This window comes from Actinoalloteichus hoggarensis (assembly GCF_002234535.1).
GTDB lineage: Bacteria > Actinomycetota > Actinomycetes > Mycobacteriales > Pseudonocardiaceae > Actinoalloteichus_A > Actinoalloteichus_A hoggarensis.
On the sequence record NZ_CP022521.1, the window covers coordinates 939,101 to 959,339 of the forward strand.

The following is a 20,239-nucleotide window of genomic DNA, read 5'->3' on the forward strand; positions in this document are numbered from 1 at the left end:
GCCCGAGCGGATCGGTCAGCCGCGGTCGGCCTCCGGAGGCAGGTGACAGCCGGTGGCCACGCTCAGCAGCGTGTTGGCGGCGGTGCCGAAGGTGTAGCGGGCGCCGAAGGAGTCGCGGCCGACGATCTCGTGGTCGTCCACGCGGTCGACGATCACCTCCGGCTCGCCGAAGCCGTACTCGCCGGTGATCTCCGTGACGATCTCGACGGCCGTCGACCATTGCGTATCGGGCAGGTTGCCCCGGAAGTGGCGACGATCGAGGCTCCGGCTCTCCCCGCCGACGTGGGGGAAGTCGGCGCAGCCCGACCGCGTCATGTTCCGATCGTTGACCCACTCCCACGGACCCAGCTCCGCGGAGAGTCGCGTGGTGATGCGTTCCTGCATCTCCTCGTAGCGCTCGCTGATCTCCTCGATGTCGGGCCTCGCCAGCAGGATCGCACGGTCGTCGTTCACGGTGTCCTCTTCTCTCGTCGCCCCGCCGCAGCCCGCGATCAGGGGCACGACGATCAGTGCCGCGGCCCACGACGCGAACCGCCGTCTCATCGGTAGAGGTCCGGCACCAGTCCGGACAGCCGGTCTCCGAAGCCCCGACCGTCGTCGTGGACCGCCCTGTCCTCGTTGCCGCTCACGATGACGCTGATGTTGTACTGGCTCGTGCTGTCGGGTGCGAGATAGGCGCTGTGACCGACCGACTCGCTCAACCGGCGCCCGTCGGGAAGCCGCTCCTCACGCGCCGACAGCCCGGTGACGCCGTCGAGCTGATTCGGATCGGAGCCGAAGGGCGCGAGCCCGCCGAAGTCGGCGACCGCGTCGTTGCGCGCCTCGATCACATAGGCGCCTCCCGGCGGAATCCGCAGATCCGCCACGTCGGAGGTGCCCAGCCCCGGCGAGCCGAAGAAGATCGCGTCGTCGACGCCGGTGTCCTGCTGGAGGGCGTATCCGGTGGTGGTCGAACCGTAGGAATGGCCGAGAGCGGTGAGATGCGGGTCCTCGGCCCGGGATGCGTCGATGCCCCGGTAGAAGTCGGCCAGCTCCTCGGCTCCGCGTTGTGCGGGCTCCCGGCTCCAGACGGCGTCGGCGGGACTCAGCAGGCCCCAGTCGGCCTGCGGCGCGTCGTAGCCCAGCCAGGCCACCGTCGCCACCGAGCCGCCGTCGCCATAGCGCAGCGACTCGTCCTCGGCCTGCCGTCGCAGCTCCCGCATCTGATGGTCGTAGCCCTCCAGGCTGCCTTGCACGGTCGTGGTGAACCCCGGAGTGAGGACGGCGACGTGGTCGGCGGTGTCGACGTCGCCCACGGCCACCGCCGCTCGCGCCTGGTCATGGGAGAGATCGAAGAGCAGGAGCTGTCGATCTCCTCGGTCCAGGGTGTTCTCGACGGCGTCCACCGCCGCCAGCTTCTCGCGAGCCTCGTCGAGCCGGTCGTCCAGGTCGGTGAACCAGCCGCCGAGCAGCCGATCGTCGAGTCGTCGCTGAAGGTCGGCGATCTCGGCCTCCAGGCGGTCCCGTTCACCGTCGAGCCGTGCGCGGTTGGCCTCGTCGCGCACGGCGGCGGGCAGCCCGTCCAGATTGCCGATCAGCTCGGGCGAGTCCGTGAGCAGCCGCGCGCGCTCCGCCTCCGACAGCGAGTCCCACCAGCCGGCGTTCGCCGAGGGATCGGCGTCCGTCGGCGGGCCGAGGGTGGAGAGACCGCCCTGGCCGGCGCCCGCCGCGTCGGCGTCGACCAGTGACGCGGACTCGCCGTCGTCCACGGCATCGTTCGCGGCGGCCCGCAGCACCGCGGCCAGGTCGGCGTCGATGTCGGCGGCCCGCCGTACCACCTGGTTGACCCGCTCGATCACCTCCGCCCTGATCAGCTCGCGTTCGCGGCGCACCGTGTCCACCTGACTCGGCGCCACCTGAGGTGGTGCGACGTCGACGACGATGCCGTTCTCCTGGACCTGGAAACCGTGGGACCGAGCCAGTTCCTCGGCCTCGGCGAGGGCGGTCCGCACCGCCACGAGGGCGTCGGCGGCCTCGGCAGTGCCCCGGCGTACGGCGGCGAGCCCGGCGACGAGCCTGCGCATCTCCTCGCTCAACTCGTCGTGTCGCAGGCTCGCGGCCTCGGCGGCGTCGCCGCTCCACCCGTCGGGCGACCTCGTGTCGCTCAACTCGTCGTCCAGTCCGACCAGCGCGTCCCGATGCGTGCCGAGTCGATCGAAGACGGACTCCAGGTCCGACGGCCGCCAGCCGCGTACGTCGGCGAGTCCGACCATCAGACACCTCCGGCGGGAAGTCGCTCGCCCGCACGGCTCAGGTCATGCCCGGCCGAGTCCTCGCCGTCCTGGTACCGCGTCGCCGAGGCGTCCAGCGCGTCGCCGTGCACCACGACGTCGTCACTCCAGGCCGTGAGTCGGCTCCGCCAGCGCTCGGCCAGCTCCGCCGCCGCCGTCGCGGACCGGCTGCCCGGCAGGGCCGCGGCGACGGCGTCGGCGGCCTCGCCGAGCGGCACGCCCGCCGCCTGCTCGCCCGCCGTCCTCGCCGTGATCGCCGCCGCGCGTAGCGCCTCGATCGTGATCGTGTATTCCACGCCGCTCCCTCCGCCTGGGCAGAAGCTAACGGGATCGAGGCGATCGTGGCGGAGGAATGCGACAGATCAGGGGTACCGCGTCGACGATCGATCGCGTCGTCACCGGGGACGCGGGCGGCACGGGGGCAGGGCGCTTCGGACGCCCGCGGCCGATCCTGGGCGCCGGTGCGAGGGTCCGCCGGATCAGTGGACCGAGGACCTGCCCACCTTGAACTGGGTGGTGATCCGCACGATCCGAGATCCGGAGTACGCGGCGGCGGCCTTCGTCGCGTCGCTGACGGGATTGCTGCCCTGCCCGTCGGCGTGCGAGGGGCCGTACGGCGTGCCCACCTCGTACTGGATCGGATCGGTGTAACCCGGGGTGACCAGGATGCCGCCGAAGTGGTGCACCGTGTTGTAGAGGGCCAGCAGCGTCGACTCACGGCCGCCGTGCAAGGTCGCGGTGGACACGAACCCCGAGTACACCTTGTCCTCCAACAGCCCCTGGGACCACTGCGGTCCCAGCGAGTCGATGAACTGTTTGAGCTGGGCCGCCACGTTGCCGTACCTGGTGGGAGTGCCGAAGACGACGGCGTCCGCCCAGAGCACGTCGTCCGGCGTGGCCTCGGGGATGTCCCGGGTCGCCTTCGCGTGCGCCTCCCAGGCCGGATTCGAGGCCACCGCCTCGGGTGGTGCCAACTCGCGAACCCTGCGGAGTCGGACCTCGGCGCCCGCCTGTTCGGCGCCGTCGACCACCGACCGCGCCAGGGCGTGCACATTGCCTGTCGAGCTGTAATAGATGACCGCGACCTTCGTCGGTTCGGGACCGCTCATCCGTCTCACTCCAGCCGGTCGTGTGCGAAGAGGCTCCTGTCCATGCCGTTCCCTCTCGGAGTGTGCCTGTGGCGGAGCCTCGCCGCGAGCGGAGCCGACGGGGGAACGTGACCGGGCATTCGACGGACAGACGCCCTCCGTCGTCGTGATGGTCACGCTCTGCTCCTACCCTGATCACATGAGCGCTATGGACTCCGATTCGACGACGAACGGCGACCGCTCCGGGCAGACCGGACTCGGCACGGAGGAGAACCCGTCGGAGAAGCGGCGCGGGCCGGTGGTCCTGCGCCGAGGTCAACGGGACGAGGCGACCACGACGGATCAACGCCTCCTCGACTCCCGGGGGCCGTCGGACTGGGTGCACACCGACCCGTGGCGGGTGCTGAGGATTCAGGCCGAGTTCGTCGAGGGCTTCGGCTCGCTCGCCGAGGTGCCCAAGGCCGTCACGGTGTTCGGCTCGGCCCGCACGCCGCGGGAGCACCCCGAGTACGCCGTCGGCCGCAGGCTGGGTGCGGAACTGGCGGGCGCGGGCTTCGCGGTGATCACCGGCGGCGGGCCCGGCACCATGGAGGCGGCCAACCGGGGCTGTCAGGAGGCGGGCGGCTTCTCGGTCGGACTCGGCATCGAGCTGCCCTTCGAGCAGGGCCTCAATCCGTGGGTGGACCTCGGCGTCAACTTCCGGTACTTCTTCGCCCGCAAGACGATGTTCGTGAAGTACTCCCAGGCGTTCATCGGCCTGCCCGGCGGCTTCGGCACGCTCGACGAGCTCTTCGAGGCGCTCACGCTCGTGCAGACGAAGAAGGTCACCAAGTTCCCGGTCGTGCTCTTCGGCAGCGACTACTGGGGAGGGCTCTACGACTGGCTTCGCGACAGCGTTCACGCGGGCGGCAAGATCGGCGACAAGGACTTGGCGCTGCTGCATGTGACCGACGACATCGACGACGCGGTGCGCGTGGTCAACGAGGCGTATCAGGCGTGGGAGGACGTGCACTGACGGCGGACCCTGCCTGCGGGCGAGCGCTCGTGGCAGCATCGACAGGTGCCTACTCTGCGTTTCGGAACTCGTCGGATCGTCTCGAATCGGGCGCTGGTGATGGGCATCGTCAACCGCACCAGAGACTCCTTCTACGACCAGGGCGCCACCTTCGCGACCGACGCGGCGCTGGCGGCCGTGGCGCGGGCGGTCGAGGAGGGCGCCGACGTCGTCGACATCGGCGGCGTCCGGGCGGGCGCGCAAGGCGAGGTCGTCGACGTCGCGGCGGAGATCGATCGGGTGGTGCCGTTCGTCGCCCAGGTGCGGGAGCGGCATCCCGACCTCGTCATCAGCGTCGACACCTGGCGGGCCGAGGTGGCCAGGGAGGTCTGCGCCGTCGGGGCGGACCTGCTCAACGACACCTGGGCGGGGGCCGATCCCGCGCTGGCCGAGGTGGCGGCCGAGTTCCAGGTGGGCCTGGTCTGCTCGCACACCGGCGGCCTGCCGCCGCGCACGGACCCGCATCGGGTCCGCTACGTCGACGTCGTGGCCGACGTCATCGCCGAGGTGGTGGGGCGTGCGGAGCGGATGGTCCGGTGGGGCGTGCCCCGCGAGGGCATCCTGATCGACCCCACTCACGACTTCGGCAAGAACACCTGGCACGGACTGGAGCTGCTGCGCAGGCTCGGCGAGCTGGTGGACACCGGCTGGCCGGTGCTGCTGGCGGTGTCCAACAAGGACTTCATCGGGGAGACGCTGGGAGCGGGGCCGCGGGACCGGGTCGACGGGACCCTCGCGGCCACCGCGGTCGCCGCCTGGCAGGGCGCCGCGGTGTTCCGGGCCCACGAGGTGGGGCGAACCAGGAAGGTGCTGGAGATGGTCGCGTCGATCGAGGGCAGCAGGCCGCCCGCCGCCGTGCTTCGCGCGATGAGCTGACCGGACGGTCGGCACGCTCGCTGGGGACGACGGTCCGGCGAGCCGGCGGCGTGATCGCGGACCCCTGTCCCTGAGGCCTGTCCGTGAGACCTGATCGGGGGCCTGATCGCGGGCCCCTGTTCGCGACTCCCGAGCGGGCGTCCGTCGTCACCCGGTGAAGACCTCCGTGACGAGGCGGCCGATCGAGGCGACCGCGCCCGCCATCCCGAGGCCGCGGATCACCGGCTCCAGTTTCGTCCAGCGCTTCCGGACCGCCCGGCCGTCGGGCTGCTCCTCGGCGAGCTCCTCGTCGAGTTCGCCGGCATGCACCTTGGCCTCGACCACACCCGCCAGGTCCGCGGGCTTGACGGCGCCGGGTGCGCGGAGCCCGTCGAGCAGGCTGCGGACTTCCGCGCGCAGCGTCGTGAGCTGCTCGGCTCGGCGGGTGCCGAGGGGGACGACGGTGGTCGAGTTGTGCTGCCCGATCACGGTGATCCCGGAGAAGGAGCCGCCGCTGACCTCGGCGCGGTCTCCGGTGTCGGGTGTTCTCTCGGTCATGCCTCTCCCGTCCTCCTGGTGTCGTCGTCGCGGTCGGCGTGCTCGCTCGGTGCGACTCTGGTCTTGTTCTCGTGGCCGATCACGGTGATGCCGGCGAAGACGCCGTCGTCGAGGCGGTGGAGTTCACGAGCCGCGCAGGGGTGGATCGGCCGTGGCTGCACGGGGCACGAAGTCAGGTCGGCCGCGTCCGGCCCTCGATCAGCCGCGTGCCTCCCTGTCCGGCGGTGCGACGGGCTCGGCGGGCACGACGGTCGTCTTGTTCTCCTGCCCGACCACGGTGACGCCGGAGAAGACGCCGCCGTTGACGACGGTGTTGTTGATCACCGTGTTGACCCGGCCGTGCAGCTCGGTGGTGGAGAAGCCCTTCCCCTGGAGATGCGTGCTGATCGCGGCGAGCGCCCGGCGTTCCAGGATCTTGCGGTAGCGGAAGCTGTCCGACTCCTGGAAGTAGGTCTGCGCGTGCCCGGCGGTGGCCAGTTCCCGAAGGCTCACGGTGGCCCCGAAGGTGTGCTCGTCGACTCCCCGTCGTCGCCTGGTCTGCTCGCGGGCATAGCGGACGATCCTCGAGACGCGCCGCGTCATCGAGGCGGGCAGCAGGAACGTGTCCCGAACCGCTCGGCCCAGGGCACGGGGCGTCGTCCGCTCGGCCCAGTCGTCCGAGACGAACCGGGCGTCGATCGGCGTGAGCCGGAACGAGTTCCACTCGATGTACAGCGTCTTGTCGTCGCAGCCGATGTGCAGGAACACGGAGATGACCAGATGCCGATCCCAGCTCTCGACGCGGAAGCACTGGTAATGCCGGATCCATTCCCGCGAGCTGTCGGCCAGGGTGTTCAACTCCTCCTCCGGCATGCTGCTCGCGGGCATGTGCTCGGGGGAGGGCAGGATCGCGGTGGCGATGCGGTCCCGCCGACGGCGTAACAGCGCGGCCGCCGAGACGATGGCCTGCGGCTCGCCCGCGATCGAGCGCAGCCGGAGGTCGGGTGCCAGCGCGTCCGACTCCCGCAGCGAGCGCATCTCCTCGTCCACCGCCCGGTAGAGGTCACGGGGACGCAGCGGCTCGCGAGGCTGTCCGGCGTCCGGGTCGGCAGGCAGCAGTTGCAACGCCATCGACCAGGTCTGGTCGAGGTCGCCGGAGCCGACGAAGGCGCGTTCTCCCGCATAGACGGTGATGTTGTTGTGGGTCATCCCGTCCCCCGCGTCGCTCACGCGCTGGTTCTGCCGGATGGTCTCCAACCTGGCCCGATGCCGCGCGATCGCCTGCGCCGACAGGCCTCGCCCGGACGCCGAGGGGGTGGCGGCGGTGGTCGGCGTGCCGGGCGACGGAGCGGCGCCGGGCGACGGGGGGCCGCCGGGAACGAAGCCGTTTCGGCTGAAGCGGTGCTTCAACACCCTGTCGACGACGAGTTCGTCGGCCAGGAGGACTCCGGAGACCGCCACGACCAGGAGCAGGGCGATGCCGGTACGGAGGCCGGACGCGAACCGCAACGCGGTCTCGGACTCGGACACGGAGCCGAGCACCGTGCTGAGCAGCACGACGGCCGTCGGCACGAGGACCGCGGTGATCAGGACCGTCAGCACCGTGCCTCGGCCCCGCATCACAACGGCAACGGGCCGGCTGTTCCTCTCGGCGGCGCGGACGACGGCCCTGGCCAGGTATCCCGCGCCGATCAGGCCCGCCCACACCAGGAGGAGCAGGAGATCGAGGATCGCGATCACCACCAGGAACGCCGACACGGCGAGGTCTCGCCGCAGGCGACGGCCGCGGGCGGCCAGCGCCTCTTCGAGCACGGCGACGGAGTCGACGCCCGGTGAGGGCGGAAGGCCGCGCCGAGGCTCACTGAGATACCGCTCGATCGCCAGTTCGGCGAAATCCGCATCGAGGTGGGCGGCCGCCGACAGACAACGAGTGGCGTCCTCCGATTCGTTCTCGTTCGGCTCTCGGCCTGTGTGCGTCGGATCGACGGTCGTCGAATCGTGTGTGGTCATGGCTCGTCCCAGCGCGGCGGAGGGAAGTCGATCGTCGGACGGCCATCACGCTACGACTGTTCGCACACGGAATGATATGTATTCCTCGCCCTATCAGGCGATCGGATTAATTGGTCGGGAGAATGGCGGCGAACTCATCACCCGACGTCAGGAGTATTGCTCTTATCGAGTGGGGAGATCCTTGTCCGAGCAAGGAGATTCGTGATCCGCCTGGCGGGTTCCCGCTCGCCGGTGTTTGCCTATGCAACAGTTCTGCGGGGATTCGGCGGCGTGGCCGCGATCGCGGCGACCGCCGGGACGTGCCCCGGTCGGGCGCGTCGTCGCTGGTGGCGGGTGCGTGGGGGCGCCTGGCCGCCTCGCGGGCCACGACGGGCGTGATGCTACCAATGAGTAGCGTTGCTACCTGCACTTCGTGTGACGTTCTACACTCTTGTTGTGAAGTCGGACGCGCTGCGCGGTCATCTGGACGCACTCCTGCTCGCCACCCTGGACGGCAGACAGTTGCACGGCTACGCGATCATCGAGGCTCTGCAGCTTCGCAGCGGCGGTGCCCTGGACCTGCCGACCGGAACCGTGTACCCCGCCCTGCGCAGGCTCGAACGAGCGGGCTACGTCGGCAGCGAGTGGAGCACCGTCGGCGGCAGGCAACGCCGGACCTACACTCTCACCTCGGCGGGCGAGCGTGCCCTGGCGGCTGAGCGGACCGCCTGGCATGAGTTCACCCGCGCCATCGAAGGCGTACTCGGAGGCGGTGCATGGCCTGCGCGGGCATGATCGAGGACTATCTCGACGCGCTCGACCGCAGACTGCACGGCCCTGGATCGGTGAAGTCCGAGCTGCTCACCGAGGTGCGGCACAGCCTGGAGGACGCCGCGGAGGCCTACCGGGACGACGGCCTCACCACGGCGGGTGCCGAGCAGCGGGCCGTCCGCGAGTTCGGCGGCGTCGACGCGGTCGCCGAGGACTGCCAGGCCGAGCTGGCCGTCAGCCACAGTCTCGGCACCGTCCGGACCCTGTTGGCAGGCGTGGTCCTGCTGGTCCTGATGTGGGAGGTCGGCCGACGGCTGATCATCGGCCCGTGGGAGGCGTTCCCCGGGCCGCCGCTCAACCCGCTGGCAGGCCTCGCCTTCGGCATGGCGGAACGGCTCGGGATCGTGCTGGGCCTGGTCATCGCCGTCCTGCTGCTCTCGGTTCGGCTGCTCGGCAGGCGTACCTCGGCCCGCGCCCTCAGCAGCCTGTTGACCCGGTTCAACGTTCTGGCCGTGCTGGTCTACGGCACCACGCTGTTCCTGGTGTGCGCATTAGGGATGTTCCTCCGCCCCGAGGTCTTCCAGGACGTCGGAATGGTCGTCATCATGACGGTCACCGTCCTGGTGATGAGCAGACTCGGATGGCTGGCGGGCCGCAGCCTGCGGCTCTGACACCGCGTGGGCTCGCCCCCGCAGGTCCCTGCGCGACCGGCCGGGCACACCATGCCACGATCTGTGGCTGTGACCACGTTGCTCATCTACCTCGCCGTCATGCTGCTGGTCGCCGCCGTGGTGTTCCTCCTCGTGTCGGTGATCTTCGGCAGCGGCGAGGAGCTGGCTCCGCTGCCGCCCGGCGTCACCCCCACGACCCTCCCGGAGACCTCGTTCGGCGGTGCGGAGGTCAGAGCGCTGCGGTTCCAGCAGGCCGTCCGGGGGTATCGCATGACCGAAGTGGACTGGGCGCTGGAGAAGGTCGCCGCCGAACTCGACGGTCTGCGGTCCAGGGTGTCGGAGTTGGAACGGGAGCTGTCCGAACGGTCGGCCCCGGACACCGCGGCAGGAGCCGCCGGATCGACGGCGGAAGCCGAGGCGGCACCCGTCATCGAGGAGTCCGCGGCCCTCGACCGACGAAAGGGGACAGCGGTGCGATCGGGACATGCCGACGAACCGGCGAACGCCGTGGGCGGTGAACTCGACGTCGAGTCGCCTGCGACCTGGTCCGGTGACGACGCCGGGCCGGGGAGCCGAGCATGAGCACCGCCGACGTGGTGCTGCGAGTGGCCGTCCCCGAGCGGGCCGAGACGGTGTGGGCCGCGGCGACCGACTGGGCTCGCCAGGGCGAGTGGATGCTGGGCACCGAGGTCGACGTCGTCGGTGGCGACGGCAGAAGCGTCGGGTCCCGGCTGGCCGCCTTCACCGGGGCGGGCGGCATCGGCTTCCTGGATCGGATGGAGATCACCGGCTGGGACCCGCCGAGGTCGGTCGCCGTGCGGCACACCGGACGCCTGGTACGCGGCGAGGGCGGCTTCCGCATCCTGCCGCACGACGGCGGCGAGCGGTGCACCTTTCTCTGGGAGGAGCGGCTCACCCTGCCGTTGGGGGCGCTGGGCGGCCTCGGCTGGGCGATGGTGCGGCCCGCGTTCGAATGGGGACTGCGTCGGTCGCTGACGGACTTCGCTCGTCTCTGCCGGGACTATCGCGAGGACTGAGTCGTGGGGGGCGCGAGCCCGCGCGGGCGGCGGCCCGGGAGAACGGCGGCCCGGGGCGAGGGCCGGAGCGGGGTCGGGCCGGTGCGCCTCGCCGCGTCCGCTCAGTCGTCCTCGCCCGGCCGGATCGCGGGGGAGCGCAGCGAGTCGGCGATCTCGTCCTCGGTGTAGCCGTACTGCTGCGCGGTCTCGGCCAGGGCCTGCGCCCCTGCCCGCAGATTCTCGACGTAGTGCCTGCACCGGTTGAAATAGGAGTCTGGATTCTCCAGCAGCCTTCCGGTGACGATGCGAGCGAATTCGATCGACGCCGGGTCGCCGCCCATCGGCGTCAATCGGAGACGGTGTCGGACGTTGACCAGCGTCGCGGTGAGGCGGTCGGCCTCATCCAGGAGCGCACGACGGGCATGGAGGACGTTCTCGGGGTCGACGGTCAGGTCGACGGCGAATTCGCCCGCGTCGCAGGCGAGACCGCCGCGATCGTCGTGACCACCGTGCCGTCTCGCGCGTTCGGCCAGTTCGACGGCCTCGTGGACCACGTCGTCGATGAACGTCATCTTCGTGTCTCTCTCCGCGTTCGGGCGCCTCGCGATCTCGATGAAGATCAACGTAACAGTCTCGGCGCCGCCAGGGGCGCTGCGCCGCCGAATCACTCGAACGACACCACGGTGCACGTCGAGATGAAGCGTCGAGTTCGGTGAGCCGGCGGGCATTCGACGCGAATCGTGCGGTGGCGCTCGGGATCAACCGCCAGGACGACGAATTCGTGACGCCGTGATGTCGGAGCCGGATCGTCGGTGCGATGCCCTCGATGCGGCCCCGGAATGGCCCGGCAAGAAGATGAATGAATTGCGCGTTCGCGGAGTGGCACGATGACTGGTCGGATTCCGCGACATGACAGCGATCTCAGCCGCCTTCGGCATCGTCACCCGGGACATCGCGACCTCGGTCGCCTTCTATCGGCTGCTCGGCCTGGAGATCTCCGATCCCACCGAGGAGCCGCATCACTCCGCCGCGCTGCCCGGCGGCGGACGGCTCATGTGGGACACCGAGGATCTGATGCGACAGATCAAGCCCGATTGGCAGCCCCCCAGCGGCGGCCCTCGCCTCGGGCTCGCGATCGGGCTCGCCGCCCCCGACGAGGTCGACTCGGTGTACACCAGGGTGGTGGCCGCGGGCAACGCCGGGGCGGCCGCTCCGTGGGACGCCTTCTGGGGGCAGCGCTACGCCCAGGTGGTCGACCCCGACGGCGTGATCGTGGACCTCTTCGCCGACCTGCCCTAGGCCGCCGCTCGCGTCGGACGACTCGACGGCCGTCGGGACGATCACCGCGTCTCGGCGGCCAGCTCACGCAGGGCCAGCGCGATCTTGCGATTGTCGGCCGGGGTGACCGTCACCCATTCCTGATCGCCATGTCCACGCCGCAGCTGGAGATGGCGTCCCGCCGCGGTGTCGTGGAAGGCCACGACCCGTGCGGCTCGTCGTCTGCCGCTCGCCGTGACGGTGCTCGCGCCGAACTGGCCTTGTCTGAGCGGTTCGGCGCACAGTCGCGCCAGCTCGGCGGCATCGGCGGCCCGCTCACCACGAGCGGTCAGCTCGGCGACGAGCACCCGCGAGTCGCCGTGCGCCAGGCGGACGGCCGCGGCCAGCGCGCCGCCCCGCACACTGGCCGACTCGCCGATGCCGGGCGGCACCTCGCCCGCCAGCCCGATCAGCTCGGGAATCACCTGATGATCGGATAGCGCCGCGACCCAGACGCGATCCGCGCGACGCGCGGCCACCGCCCCCGCCGACCCGCACCCGGCCCCGATCGCGTCGACGACCTCGGGCAGGGCGAGGTGGGCGTCCACGAGCCAGTCGCAGCCCGCCAACAAGGCGAGGGCGGCACTGAGCTCCGGGGTCGGCTCGGCGTTCGCGAACAGGCCGCGAGCGGCGAGCGTCGCCTCGGCGTTCGCGACGATCCGCCGCCGTTCGTCTCGGGTGCGGCCGGGACTCGGCAGTCGAAGCGCCACGGGCGTCTCGCCGAGGCCGAGCGACTCCCAGCAGACGTCGAACTCGACGGCGGAGAGCAGGAACGTGCTGTCCCCGCGCGTCCTCGTGATCACCGCGGCTCCTCGGCCGGGTCCGTGCCGAGCACCGCGGGGGCGATCGAGGAGGCTCCGTCCACCGTGTCCACCGTGTACGGCGCGGCGGCCTCGAAGCCCAGCGGATCGGCCGCCCTGTCCGGCTCGTCCACGGCGGGGCTCGCGGTCCGCGCGCCCGGCATATCGAATCGATCCGGCGCGGGCGCGGGGGTCCGGGCCGCCCCGAGGGCGGTTCGAGGGCTTGGTCCTGCGGAAGGTCCGCCGCTCGACGGACCCGGGCCGCCCACGGGGCGCGGCGCCGCGGCGGTGCCGCCCGACATCCCCAGCCCGACCGGCAGTCCGGCCGCGGCGAAGCCGGGGTCGCCCGCGGACTCGATCGACCGGCGAACCGCGGAGGCCTCCGGGCCGACGGGAGCGGCGCGGTTGATCGTCCCGCCGCCAGGGAGGTCCGCGCGGCCTGCGCGGGAGCCGGTCCCCGACATCGCGCCGCCCCGGTCCCCTGCCGTCGCGGGGCGATCGGCGTCGCCCGCGCCGCCCGCCGTCCACGGTCCGGTTCTGGACCTCGGGCCGTCCGGCGGCGGTGGGACGGCCTGGGCGACGGCCACGCCGATCGACTGCCCGGGCGGACTCGCTGAGGCGACTCGGTCCGGGGCGGGCTGTCCGGGGATCGCCACCCCGGCGGCCTGTGGTCCGACCGGCGCGGGCTGCGGCGACGTTCCGGCAAGAGGCGTGGCCGTCGGGTCCGCGCCGGGAGGCTTCTCCGTCGGAATCGGAGCACCCGACTCGTGGCGAGTCGCGGTCGATCCCTGGGTGCGGGCGGCCGCCTGCACCGTCGTTCGGGGGACGCCGGACCGCTCCGGGCACGTGGGGCGCGTCGTGACCGCGGCGACCGCGACACCCGGTGGCGCCGCGAGGACGGGCAACGACCGGACGGCGTCGCGCACCGCGTCCTCGTAGGCGTAGAACGCCCGGTTCGCCGCGTCGTCCCTCGCCCGCTCGGCCTCCGCCTCCTGGGTGAGGTCGGCCTGTCCGCCGAAGGGTCCGGCGAAGACGTCGAGGCGCGTGTCCGCCCGACCGGGGCCCGGTGCCTCCACTCGCACCCGCACGTGGGCGAACCCCGCCCCGGCGACGGCGACGCCGACGCCGCCCTCCCGCGCGGAGTCGCCGCAGGCGAGACTCCAGTCGGCGACGAGGGCGCACGCCGCGCCCACCGAGGTGGCGGCGGCGCCCTGCCAGTCGATGCCCAGCGGCTGCAACGCCCGGCGAAGCAGGAGATCGGATTCCGCCATCGCATCGGCGAGGATGCTCAGGGCCGCTCTGATGTCCTCGGCCGCGTCGGGGCCGGAGCCGTCTCGTACCCAGGCGTGCTTCTCCTGAAGTGAATAGCCTTCATATCGAATCGCGGGAATGTCGCATTCGGATTCCGTGTGGTCGATGCCCATCGTCGTACCGTCCCTCAATGCTCGGCCCTCGACCGGACCCGTCGATCCGCGGCCGGTCACGCGATCACACGACGATCGCTCGACCGCCGTCGTCGCAGCTCCGGGCGATTCGGTCCCGACCGGCCCGTCGTGCTCGGCCCGACCGTCGCGTCCACCGCCTGCGCCGGGGCATCGCCTCGGGCAAGGGAGCCGACACCCGGTCGCGGCGTGGCATTCGTCAGCGCGCCGCGATCGCCGTCGATCAAACTAGCAGCCATGGCACCACGGGATCGACGATTCGGCGTTCGACGGTGTGGTGTTCTGTAGTGGAGCCGTGCTCGATTCCGACGTCGGCGCGAAATGGAATTCTTTTCGCGTTTTCTGGCCGTCGGCACGCGGCGAGTCGATGGCCGGCCGAGTCCCTCGGCGCTGATTCCTGCCATGGCATTTCCGTGACGTCCCGCCCGGGCCCCGGCGTCCCGCGTCCTCGGCCGCGAGACGCGAGACGAACGACGGACCACGATCACGCAGACCGCGGAAGTCACGTGGCGGCTGCATCGGCCGTGCACCGGGAGCCCGATGCCGGGAGCCGGTATCCGGCAGCCGGGGGAGGAGCCAGGGGCCGACCCAGCGTGCCACGGGCGGGTCGCCAGGCCCTGCCTGCATGGCCGATGCCGATCGAGTCGGGCGTCGCGAAGGCCCGACTCGATCGGCCGAGGAGCAGGCGGTCGATCAGCGCCCGAGGAACCTCGGCTCCCGCTTGGCCACGAAGGCGTCCACGGCCTCGCGGTGATCGACGGTCTGCCCTGCCTCGGCCTGAGTCCGTGCCTCGGTGGCCAGTGCCTCGGTCAACTCGCTCGACGCGGCGGCCCGGAGCGACTCCTTGATCTTCGCGTAGGCCGTCGTCGGACCTGCGGCCAATCGGCCCGCCAGCTCCCTGGCCGCCGCCAACGCCTCGCCGTCCTCCACCAGTCGGCTGATCATCCCGAGGCGCAGCGCCTCCTCCGCCGTCACCGGCTGCCCGAGCAGCATCATCTCCATCGCGCGCCCGTAGCCGATCAGTCGGGGAAGCGTCCACGAGGCGCCCGAGTCGGCGGTGAGACCGACACCCGCGAAGGCCATCAGGAACCGGGCAGACCGCTCGGCGATGCGCAGATCCGCCGCATAGGCCAGGGACGCGCCCGCCCCGGCCGCCGTGCCGTTCACCGCGGCGATGACCGGCTTGGGCATCGCGGTGACGAGTTCGATCAGCGGGTTGTAGTGCTCCTCCACCGTGTGCAGCGGTGCCTCGTCACCCGCCTGAAGCAGTGCGATGTGCTCCTTGAGATCCTGGCCCGCGCAGAAGGCCCGACCCGCTCCGGTGATCACCACAGCGCGGACGGAGTCGTCCTCCGCCGCGTCATGCAGCGCGGCGAGCAGGTCGTTCTTCAACTGGACGGTCAACGAGTTGAACGCGGCCGGCCGATTGAAGGTCAGGACTCGGACGCCCTGATCGTCCTCGATCAGTAAGAGCGGCCGTTCCACTCCTCGCAGGCCCGCGGCCGCGGGACCGGGCTCGTCGGCGGCACGAACCCCGTCGGCGGCCTGGGGGTCCTCGGCGGGACGGACTTCCTCGGTGGAGCTGGGAGACGCTGGTCGATCGGGCACGGTGGCACTCCTCTCCTAATCCTGCCGCCCCTCACCCTGGTCAGGTGATGAGTCGGCGGGTGACCCTGCACTGCTCGCCAGGCACAGCCGAACGAATCGATCCGCCGCCGGAGCCAACCGAGCGGTGTGTCGGTCGAAGAACGCGGCGGCCAGGTCACCGCCCCATTCTTGGGGAAGCACGGTGGGCGGGAGACCGGGATCGCGGAACAGGAATCCGCGCCAGGCGTGCAGCAGTTCGAGGCCGGCCGCGAAGGCCGCCGCGTCGTCGGCGGCGTCGACGACGGCGAGGCGGCCCTCCCAGTCCTGGATGAATGCCGAGTAGTCCTCGGCCAGGGCATCGAGGTTCCACGCGCGACGCGCCAGCTCGCCATCGTCACCCTGATGAGTGCCGAGAAAGCTGCTCGCACGCATGGACTCCGTCGCGAGGACGTCCGGCAGCTCCTCGGCAGGACGCGGTGCGACCCACGTCACCGGGCCGAGTTCTCCGTAGCCCAGCAGCCGAAGCGAGGACGTGAGCCGGTCGCGGGCAGGCCTGCCCGGCAGCTCCTCCAGCACGAGGACGTGCCAGCGGCCGTCCCACACGTCGGGACGGGTCCGGTAGATGCGCGCGGCCGCCTCGTCCAGACGACGTTCGGCCTTGGCCGTCAGCGCGTACCCGGGTCCCTCCGGCAGCCGTACCGGCGCCAACCAGCCCTGACGCACCGTTCTGGACACCGCGGTCCGCACGGCGGGGGAGGCGAAGCCCAGCGGCTCCAGGAGACGCACCAACGCGGCGATCGTCGCGACGCCGCCCCTGCCGCGAAGGTGACCACCGAAGAGATCGAACAATGCTGACCGAGCTCGCACGACAGCCGAGTCTGACACCCGTTTGCCCGCTCGACCAGAGTTGCGCGTACACGCTCCGCGATCCCGAGCCGACGGTTCGGTTTCACGGTTGCGTCCAGATGGGGGAGAATGCTCGAGTGCCCGACGAGCGGTGCGGTGCGTCGGGCGGGGAAGTGTTGATGGAGGGAGCACGCTATGGCGGCCATGAAGCCCCGGACCGGCGACGGTCCCCTTGAGGTCACCAAGGAGGGACGCGGCATCGTGATGCGAGTCCCGCTCGAGGGTGGTGGGCGCCTCGTCGTCGAAATGTCGGCAGAGGAGGCCAGTAACCTTGGCGATGCACTGAACGCCGCCGTGGGGTGAGGCGGGGCCGACACGACGCGGTCCGTCAGCCGTGGTCGGCCTGAACTGCCCTCAGCGGAGTCCCGGCCCCGGCCTCCTCGACAGGATGCCGGGGCCTTCGACTGTCCCTTCTCGAACCACGCAGGACCCCGTTCGAACCACGCACGACCCCATTTCGAACCACGCAGGAGCCGCGTTGTCCCTCGACACCCTGCCCGACGTCCCCGTGTCGCCTCCTCGGCTGCGCGTACTGGCCGGCGCCCCCGCACCGGCGTCGATTCACGCCTGGCCGGTCTTCTCCGCCGAGACGCCACGTCACACCGGTGAGACCCAGGCCGACGCGCCGCTGCCCGCGCTCGGCGCGGATCAACTGACCGAGGACTGCGCGCGGCTGCGCTCCGTCGGGTTCCGAGGCAAGGCGGGCTCGCTGGAGCGCATCGGCCTCGATGCCGCGCCGCCCCGGTGGCTGTTCGGCGCCGCGACGGGATCGCCCGCCGACTGGCGTGCGGCCGGAGCCGCCGTGCTGCGTGCCGCCGAGGAGCATGACAGGCAGGCGCACGAGGCCGGGCTGGACACCGTCGACGAGGTCAGCCTGCTGCTGCCCGCGACTCTCGACGAGGACGAGATCACCGCGCTCGCGATCGGAGTGTCGCTCGGTGCGCACCGCTTCACCGTGACTGGACGGGAACGGCCGCCGAGACCGACCGACGTCACGTTCGTACTGCCCGCTCAGACACCCGAGGACACGGTGGCCGCGACGGCCTCCGTCGTGGACCGTGCCGCCGCGTTGTCCTCGGCCACCGCGCTGGCCCGAGACCTCGCCAACGCGCCGTCGAACGTGAAGAACCCGGAATGGCTGGCCCGGACGGCGGTGGCCGCAGGGGCCGCGTATCCCGATCTCACCGTGGCCGTGCGGGACGAACAGTGGCTGACCGACCACGGCTTCGGCGGCGTGCTGGCGGTGGGCGGCGGTTCCGCGTCCCCGCCTCGGCTGATCGAACTGTCCTGGCGGCCGGAGGTTCCCGTCCACGGCCCGCACCTCGTGCTGGTCGGCAAGGGGATCACCTTCGACACCGGGGGCGTCTCGCTCAAGCCCGCCGACGGAATGCATTTGATGCGGACCGACATGGCGGGCGGTGCGGCGGTGATCGCCGCCCTGATCGGCATCGCCGCGCTGCGACTGCCCGTCCGGGTCACCGGACTGGTACCCAGCGCCGAGAACCACGTGTCGGGCAGCGCCTATCGACCAGGCGACGTCGTGACGCACTTCGGCGGCCGTACCAGCGAGATCGTCAACACCGACGCCGAGGGCAGACTGGTCTTGGCCGACGGACTGGCCTACGCCGTCGAGCGGCTCGATCCGACGATCCTGGTGGACGTCGCGACGCTCACCGGCGCGATGAAGATCTCCCTCGGTCTGCGCACCGGCGGCCTGTTCAGCTCGGACGACGCGCTGGCCGACGCGGTGACGGCGGCGGGCGACAAGGTCGGCGAGTCCTGGTGGCGGATGCCGCTGCTCGCCGATCACGCCGAGGACGTGCGCGGCGACTGGGCGGACGTTCGGCAGGGGCCGCCCGGGCCGGGCGGGGTGATGGCCGCCCTGTTCCTGCGTGAGTTCACCGCCGGACTGCCCTGGGTGCATCTCGACATCGCGGGTCCGGCCAGGGCCGACCGGTCCTATGCGGAGGTCAACCCCGGCGCGACCGGTTTCGCCGCCCGCACCCTGATCGAGCTGGTCGCCGGGCGGATCCCGTCGTGAGCCTGCCGCCCGCACCCGGTGATCGGCCGGGTGCGGGCCCGGCCTCGGGGATCCGTGTCGGGGTCGGGTCACGGTCCTGTCCGGGGCTGCTCGTCCTCGGGAGGCGACAGGCCCGTCCCGAGTAGACACGGCGGCACCGTGCGCGAACCGCCCCGATGACACACGGCGGCGGACCGCCGCCCGCGTGCCGGCTGGTCGCCCCGCCGGTTCGGCCCGGGCCGACGAGTACCGGACCATGATCCGAGGCCGCTCGCACTCACGAACCGGCCGTGGTCGAATCCTGCGCGCTCGGGGTGACCGTGATCAGCGTCGCGACGCCCACTCCGCTGCGGTCGGTGCGCGCTCACATCCTCTTCGTCGTCCGGCCACCGGCCCCGACTCCGCCTCACACCGCCGTGGCGGTGGCCGCACCGAGACTCTGGCGGTACTCGACCGCCTCGGGGTCGTCGCGGTAGTCGAGGAGGCTCCCCGCGAGATCGTGCAGCAACGTCTTGACCTCCGTCGGAGTGCACCGGAAATACTCACGCCGCCGGTTGACCCGGTTCAGACGTCGAGATTCCAACGCGGCGTGCAGCTGTCGCTCGATGGTCACCGCGTCCGGTGAGAAGAACAGCGCGTGCACGTCGAACCGGAAGGGCACCGAAGCGTCGCCGAGCTCGCGCACCCGGTCCATCGGTTCGAGGCGGCGGGTCATCCCGATCTTGACGACGTCGGGGCCGAACGAGCCGATGTTGCTGATCACATAGACATAGCCCGCGCGGATATTGGCCTCCCGTTCTTCGATGCCCCCGAGCGCGGCCGCGATCTCGGCGAGCTTGCGTTCGAGGTCGGCCGCGCCCTCCTCGTCGCCCTTCGCCCGCAGCGCGGCGGCGGCGTTACGGTAGTGCCCCTGCTCTTTGAGGAGCCGCTCCTGCTCGCGCCGGTACTCCTGTAAGGCCCGTTGTTCTTCCCGGAGGGCGGCCCGCCGCTCTCGCTCCGCCTCCTTCTCCTGCTGCTTCCTCGCCAGGTAGTCGGCGGTGAGCTCGAGTTCTCGGATCCGCGTCGCGTGGTAGGCGGGATTGATGCGGATCGCCGCCATGGCTCCGAGCTTCTCGATGGTTCGGACGGCGGTCTCCAGACGCTTCACCGCCGACGCCAGATTGCCCGCCTTCAATACGCGGACGCAGTTCTCCGCCTCCGCGTTGTAGGCTCGGAGCATCAGCTTCGACAGTTCCCCGACGAACTTGCGCCCTTGGGCGAGGGAGTTGTTGTAGTGGAAGTCCTGTGACCCGTCTACGGCGGACTTCGATCTCGTCATGTTCTTCACCGTGTCCTTGACGAGTGCGAGCCGGTCCTTGTACGCCTCGGCATCCGAGAGCACGTGTCGGTACTGATAGACCCCGACCTCCTGCATCAGTCGGGCGTCATCGGTCTCGACTACCTCGGCGCGCAATGCGGTGAGCCGGCCGTTCAATCGGGCGACCTCGGCGTTCATCGCGGAGATCTCCTGCTGAAAACGGGCCCGATCGGTCTGGTGGCGACGGGTCAGCGCGTCGATCTCGTTGCGCAGTCCGAGAGGGCCGAGCCCGCCCAGCCGTCGGAGCTCGTCGCGCAGGTGTTGATTCTCGCGAAGGGCCTCGTCGAGCTGCTGCCGCCGCTTCCGCCCACCGAACATCGACGCCTCCCGCAAGATCACTTCGTGTCTCACTGGGATCGCGCTCTGTGATCGACGTGTTACGCGGCCCGGGAATCCCAGAGCGCGGTGTACGACGGAACCGGTCGAGTCCGCCGCCGGCGTCCTGTCGCCGCTGTCGGCGCGCGCGAAAGCCGGCCTTCGGTGTCGTGGGATTCGTGATGGCGAGGTGATCCAGTGGAGATGCCGGGATCTGTTCCGCTCGGGATCGAGAGCGTGGAAC

The 20,239-nt window shown here is 71.2% G+C and carries 22 protein-coding genes; 9 read left to right on the forward strand and 13 right to left on the reverse strand.

Annotation, left to right across the window (positions count from 1 at the left end; all coding sequences use genetic code 11):
- Nucleotides 1-15 precede the first annotated feature (15 nt).
- The 4 genes from AHOG_RS04320 to wrbA all read right to left on the reverse strand — a co-directional run bounded on the left by AHOG_RS04320 (nucleotide 16) and on the right by wrbA (nucleotide 3,379).
- Complete coding sequence (locus tag AHOG_RS04320; protein ID WP_221438718.1) at nucleotides 16-543, reverse strand: LppA family lipoprotein; 528 nt, start codon at nucleotides 541-543, stop codon at nucleotides 16-18.
- Complete coding sequence (locus AHOG_RS04325) at nucleotides 540-2,252, reverse strand: alpha/beta hydrolase (protein ID WP_093940196.1); 1,713 nt, start codon at nucleotides 2,250-2,252, stop codon at nucleotides 540-542. The genes AHOG_RS04320 and AHOG_RS04325 overlap by 4 nt, the downstream gene beginning before the upstream one ends.
- Nucleotides 2,252-2,566: a hypothetical protein gene (locus tag AHOG_RS04330; protein WP_093940197.1), complete on the reverse strand. Its 315-nt coding sequence runs from the start codon at nucleotides 2,564-2,566 to the stop codon at nucleotides 2,252-2,254. Before AHOG_RS04330 ends, AHOG_RS04325 begins: the two co-directional genes overlap by 1 nt.
- Before the next feature lie 183 nt (nucleotides 2,567-2,749).
- Complete coding sequence (gene wrbA / locus AHOG_RS04335; protein WP_093940198.1) at nucleotides 2,750-3,379, reverse strand: NAD(P)H:quinone oxidoreductase; 630 nt, start codon at nucleotides 3,377-3,379, stop codon at nucleotides 2,750-2,752.
- Nucleotides 3,380-3,566: 187 nt separating this feature from the next.
- On the opposite strand from wrbA, the gene AHOG_RS04340 reads away from it, so the two are divergent.
- Nucleotides 3,567-4,373, forward strand: a complete 807-nt coding sequence (locus AHOG_RS04340; RefSeq protein ID WP_093940199.1) for an LOG family protein — start codon at nucleotides 3,567-3,569, stop codon at nucleotides 4,371-4,373.
- A 45-nt stretch (nucleotides 4,374-4,418) separates the two neighbouring features.
- Complete coding sequence (folP, locus tag AHOG_RS04345; protein ID WP_245856554.1) at nucleotides 4,419-5,288, forward strand: dihydropteroate synthase; 870 nt, start codon at nucleotides 4,419-4,421, stop codon at nucleotides 5,286-5,288.
- Nucleotides 5,289-5,435: 147 nt separating this feature from the next.
- On the opposite strand, the gene AHOG_RS04350 is transcribed toward folP, so the two are convergent.
- From AHOG_RS04350 to AHOG_RS04355, 3 genes are read right to left on the reverse strand one after another with little or no spacing between them, the layout of a single operon-like run.
- The gene (locus tag AHOG_RS04350; RefSeq protein ID WP_093940200.1) at nucleotides 5,436-5,825 is read right to left on the reverse strand and encodes a hypothetical protein; all 390 of its coding nucleotides are present in this window, start codon (nucleotides 5,823-5,825) and stop codon (nucleotides 5,436-5,438) included.
- Entirely contained in the window at nucleotides 5,822-5,986 is a 165-nt protein-coding gene (locus AHOG_RS28260; RefSeq protein ID WP_157736625.1) for a hypothetical protein, read from the reverse strand. Before AHOG_RS28260 ends, AHOG_RS04350 begins: the two co-directional genes overlap by 4 nt.
- Before the next feature lie 37 nt (nucleotides 5,987-6,023).
- Complete coding sequence (locus tag AHOG_RS04355; RefSeq protein WP_093940201.1) at nucleotides 6,024-7,814, reverse strand: hypothetical protein; 1,791 nt, start codon at nucleotides 7,812-7,814, stop codon at nucleotides 6,024-6,026.
- A gap of 435 nt (nucleotides 7,815-8,249) precedes the next feature.
- On the opposite strand from AHOG_RS04355, the gene AHOG_RS04360 reads away from it, so the two are divergent.
- From AHOG_RS04360 to AHOG_RS04375, 4 genes are all read left to right on the forward strand, one after another.
- Nucleotides 8,250-8,588, forward strand: coding sequence for a PadR family transcriptional regulator (locus AHOG_RS04360; RefSeq protein WP_075739157.1), 339 nt, complete (start codon nucleotides 8,250-8,252; stop codon nucleotides 8,586-8,588).
- Nucleotides 8,585-9,235, forward strand: coding sequence for a permease prefix domain 1-containing protein (locus tag AHOG_RS04365; protein WP_157736626.1), 651 nt, complete (start codon nucleotides 8,585-8,587; stop codon nucleotides 9,233-9,235). The genes AHOG_RS04360 and AHOG_RS04365 overlap by 4 nt, the downstream gene beginning before the upstream one ends.
- 69 nt (nucleotides 9,236-9,304) lie before the next feature.
- Nucleotides 9,305-9,817 carry a DivIVA domain-containing protein gene (locus tag AHOG_RS30430; RefSeq protein WP_093940203.1) on the forward strand — a complete coding sequence of 171 codons (513 nt, stop codon included), beginning with the start codon at nucleotides 9,305-9,307 and terminating at the stop codon, nucleotides 9,815-9,817.
- Entirely contained in the window at nucleotides 9,814-10,272 is a 459-nt protein-coding gene (locus AHOG_RS04375; protein ID WP_093940204.1) for an SRPBCC family protein, read from the forward strand. Before AHOG_RS30430 ends, AHOG_RS04375 begins: the two co-directional genes overlap by 4 nt.
- A 101-nt stretch (nucleotides 10,273-10,373) precedes the next feature.
- Here AHOG_RS04375 and AHOG_RS04380 read toward each other — a convergent pair whose 3' ends face one another.
- A complete protein-coding gene (locus AHOG_RS04380) occupies nucleotides 10,374-10,823 on the reverse strand; it encodes a hypothetical protein (RefSeq protein WP_157736627.1) in 450 nt (149 codons plus the stop codon).
- A gap of 337 nt (nucleotides 10,824-11,160) precedes the next feature.
- Between AHOG_RS04380 and AHOG_RS04385 the strand changes: the two genes are divergently transcribed.
- Nucleotides 11,161-11,550, forward strand: coding sequence for a VOC family protein (locus tag AHOG_RS04385; RefSeq protein ID WP_093940206.1), 390 nt, complete (start codon nucleotides 11,161-11,163; stop codon nucleotides 11,548-11,550).
- A 41-nt stretch (nucleotides 11,551-11,591) separates the two neighbouring features.
- On the opposite strand, the gene AHOG_RS28265 is transcribed toward AHOG_RS04385, so the two are convergent.
- The 4 genes from AHOG_RS28265 to AHOG_RS04410 form a co-directional block, all read right to left on the reverse strand.
- Nucleotides 11,592-12,371 (reverse strand): ESX secretion-associated protein EspG, encoded by a 780-nt coding sequence (locus tag AHOG_RS28265; RefSeq protein WP_157736628.1) that lies wholly within the window; start codon nucleotides 12,369-12,371, stop codon nucleotides 11,592-11,594.
- Entirely contained in the window at nucleotides 12,368-13,792 is a 1,425-nt protein-coding gene (locus AHOG_RS28270) for a hypothetical protein (RefSeq protein ID WP_157736629.1), read from the reverse strand. The genes AHOG_RS28265 and AHOG_RS28270 overlap by 4 nt, the downstream gene beginning before the upstream one ends.
- Nucleotides 13,793-14,503: 711 nt before the next feature.
- Nucleotides 14,504-15,304 (reverse strand): enoyl-CoA hydratase-related protein, encoded by an 801-nt coding sequence (locus tag AHOG_RS04405; protein ID WP_221438791.1) that lies wholly within the window; start codon nucleotides 15,302-15,304, stop codon nucleotides 14,504-14,506.
- Nucleotides 15,305-15,433: 129 nt separating this feature from the next.
- Nucleotides 15,434-16,264 carry a PaaX family transcriptional regulator gene (locus AHOG_RS04410; RefSeq protein WP_093940210.1) on the reverse strand — a complete coding sequence of 277 codons (831 nt, stop codon included), beginning with the start codon at nucleotides 16,262-16,264 and terminating at the stop codon, nucleotides 15,434-15,436.
- A gap of 174 nt (nucleotides 16,265-16,438) precedes the next feature.
- Between AHOG_RS04410 and AHOG_RS04415 the strand changes: the two genes are divergently transcribed.
- Both AHOG_RS04415 and AHOG_RS04420 read left to right on the forward strand, forming a co-directional pair.
- Nucleotides 16,439-16,606 (forward strand): DUF3117 domain-containing protein, encoded by a 168-nt coding sequence (locus AHOG_RS04415; RefSeq protein WP_075739184.1) that lies wholly within the window; start codon nucleotides 16,439-16,441, stop codon nucleotides 16,604-16,606.
- 175 nt (nucleotides 16,607-16,781) lie between these two features.
- Complete coding sequence (locus AHOG_RS04420) at nucleotides 16,782-18,344, forward strand: leucyl aminopeptidase family protein (protein WP_245856555.1); 1,563 nt, start codon at nucleotides 16,782-16,784, stop codon at nucleotides 18,342-18,344.
- Nucleotides 18,345-18,729: 385 nt separating this feature from the next.
- Here AHOG_RS04420 and AHOG_RS04425 read toward each other — a convergent pair whose 3' ends face one another.
- On the reverse strand, nucleotides 18,730-19,998 hold the full coding sequence (locus AHOG_RS04425) for an SNIPE associated domain-containing protein (protein WP_211290522.1): 1,269 nt from the start codon (nucleotides 19,996-19,998) through the stop codon (nucleotides 18,730-18,732).
- Nucleotides 19,999-20,239: the final 241 nt, after the last annotated feature.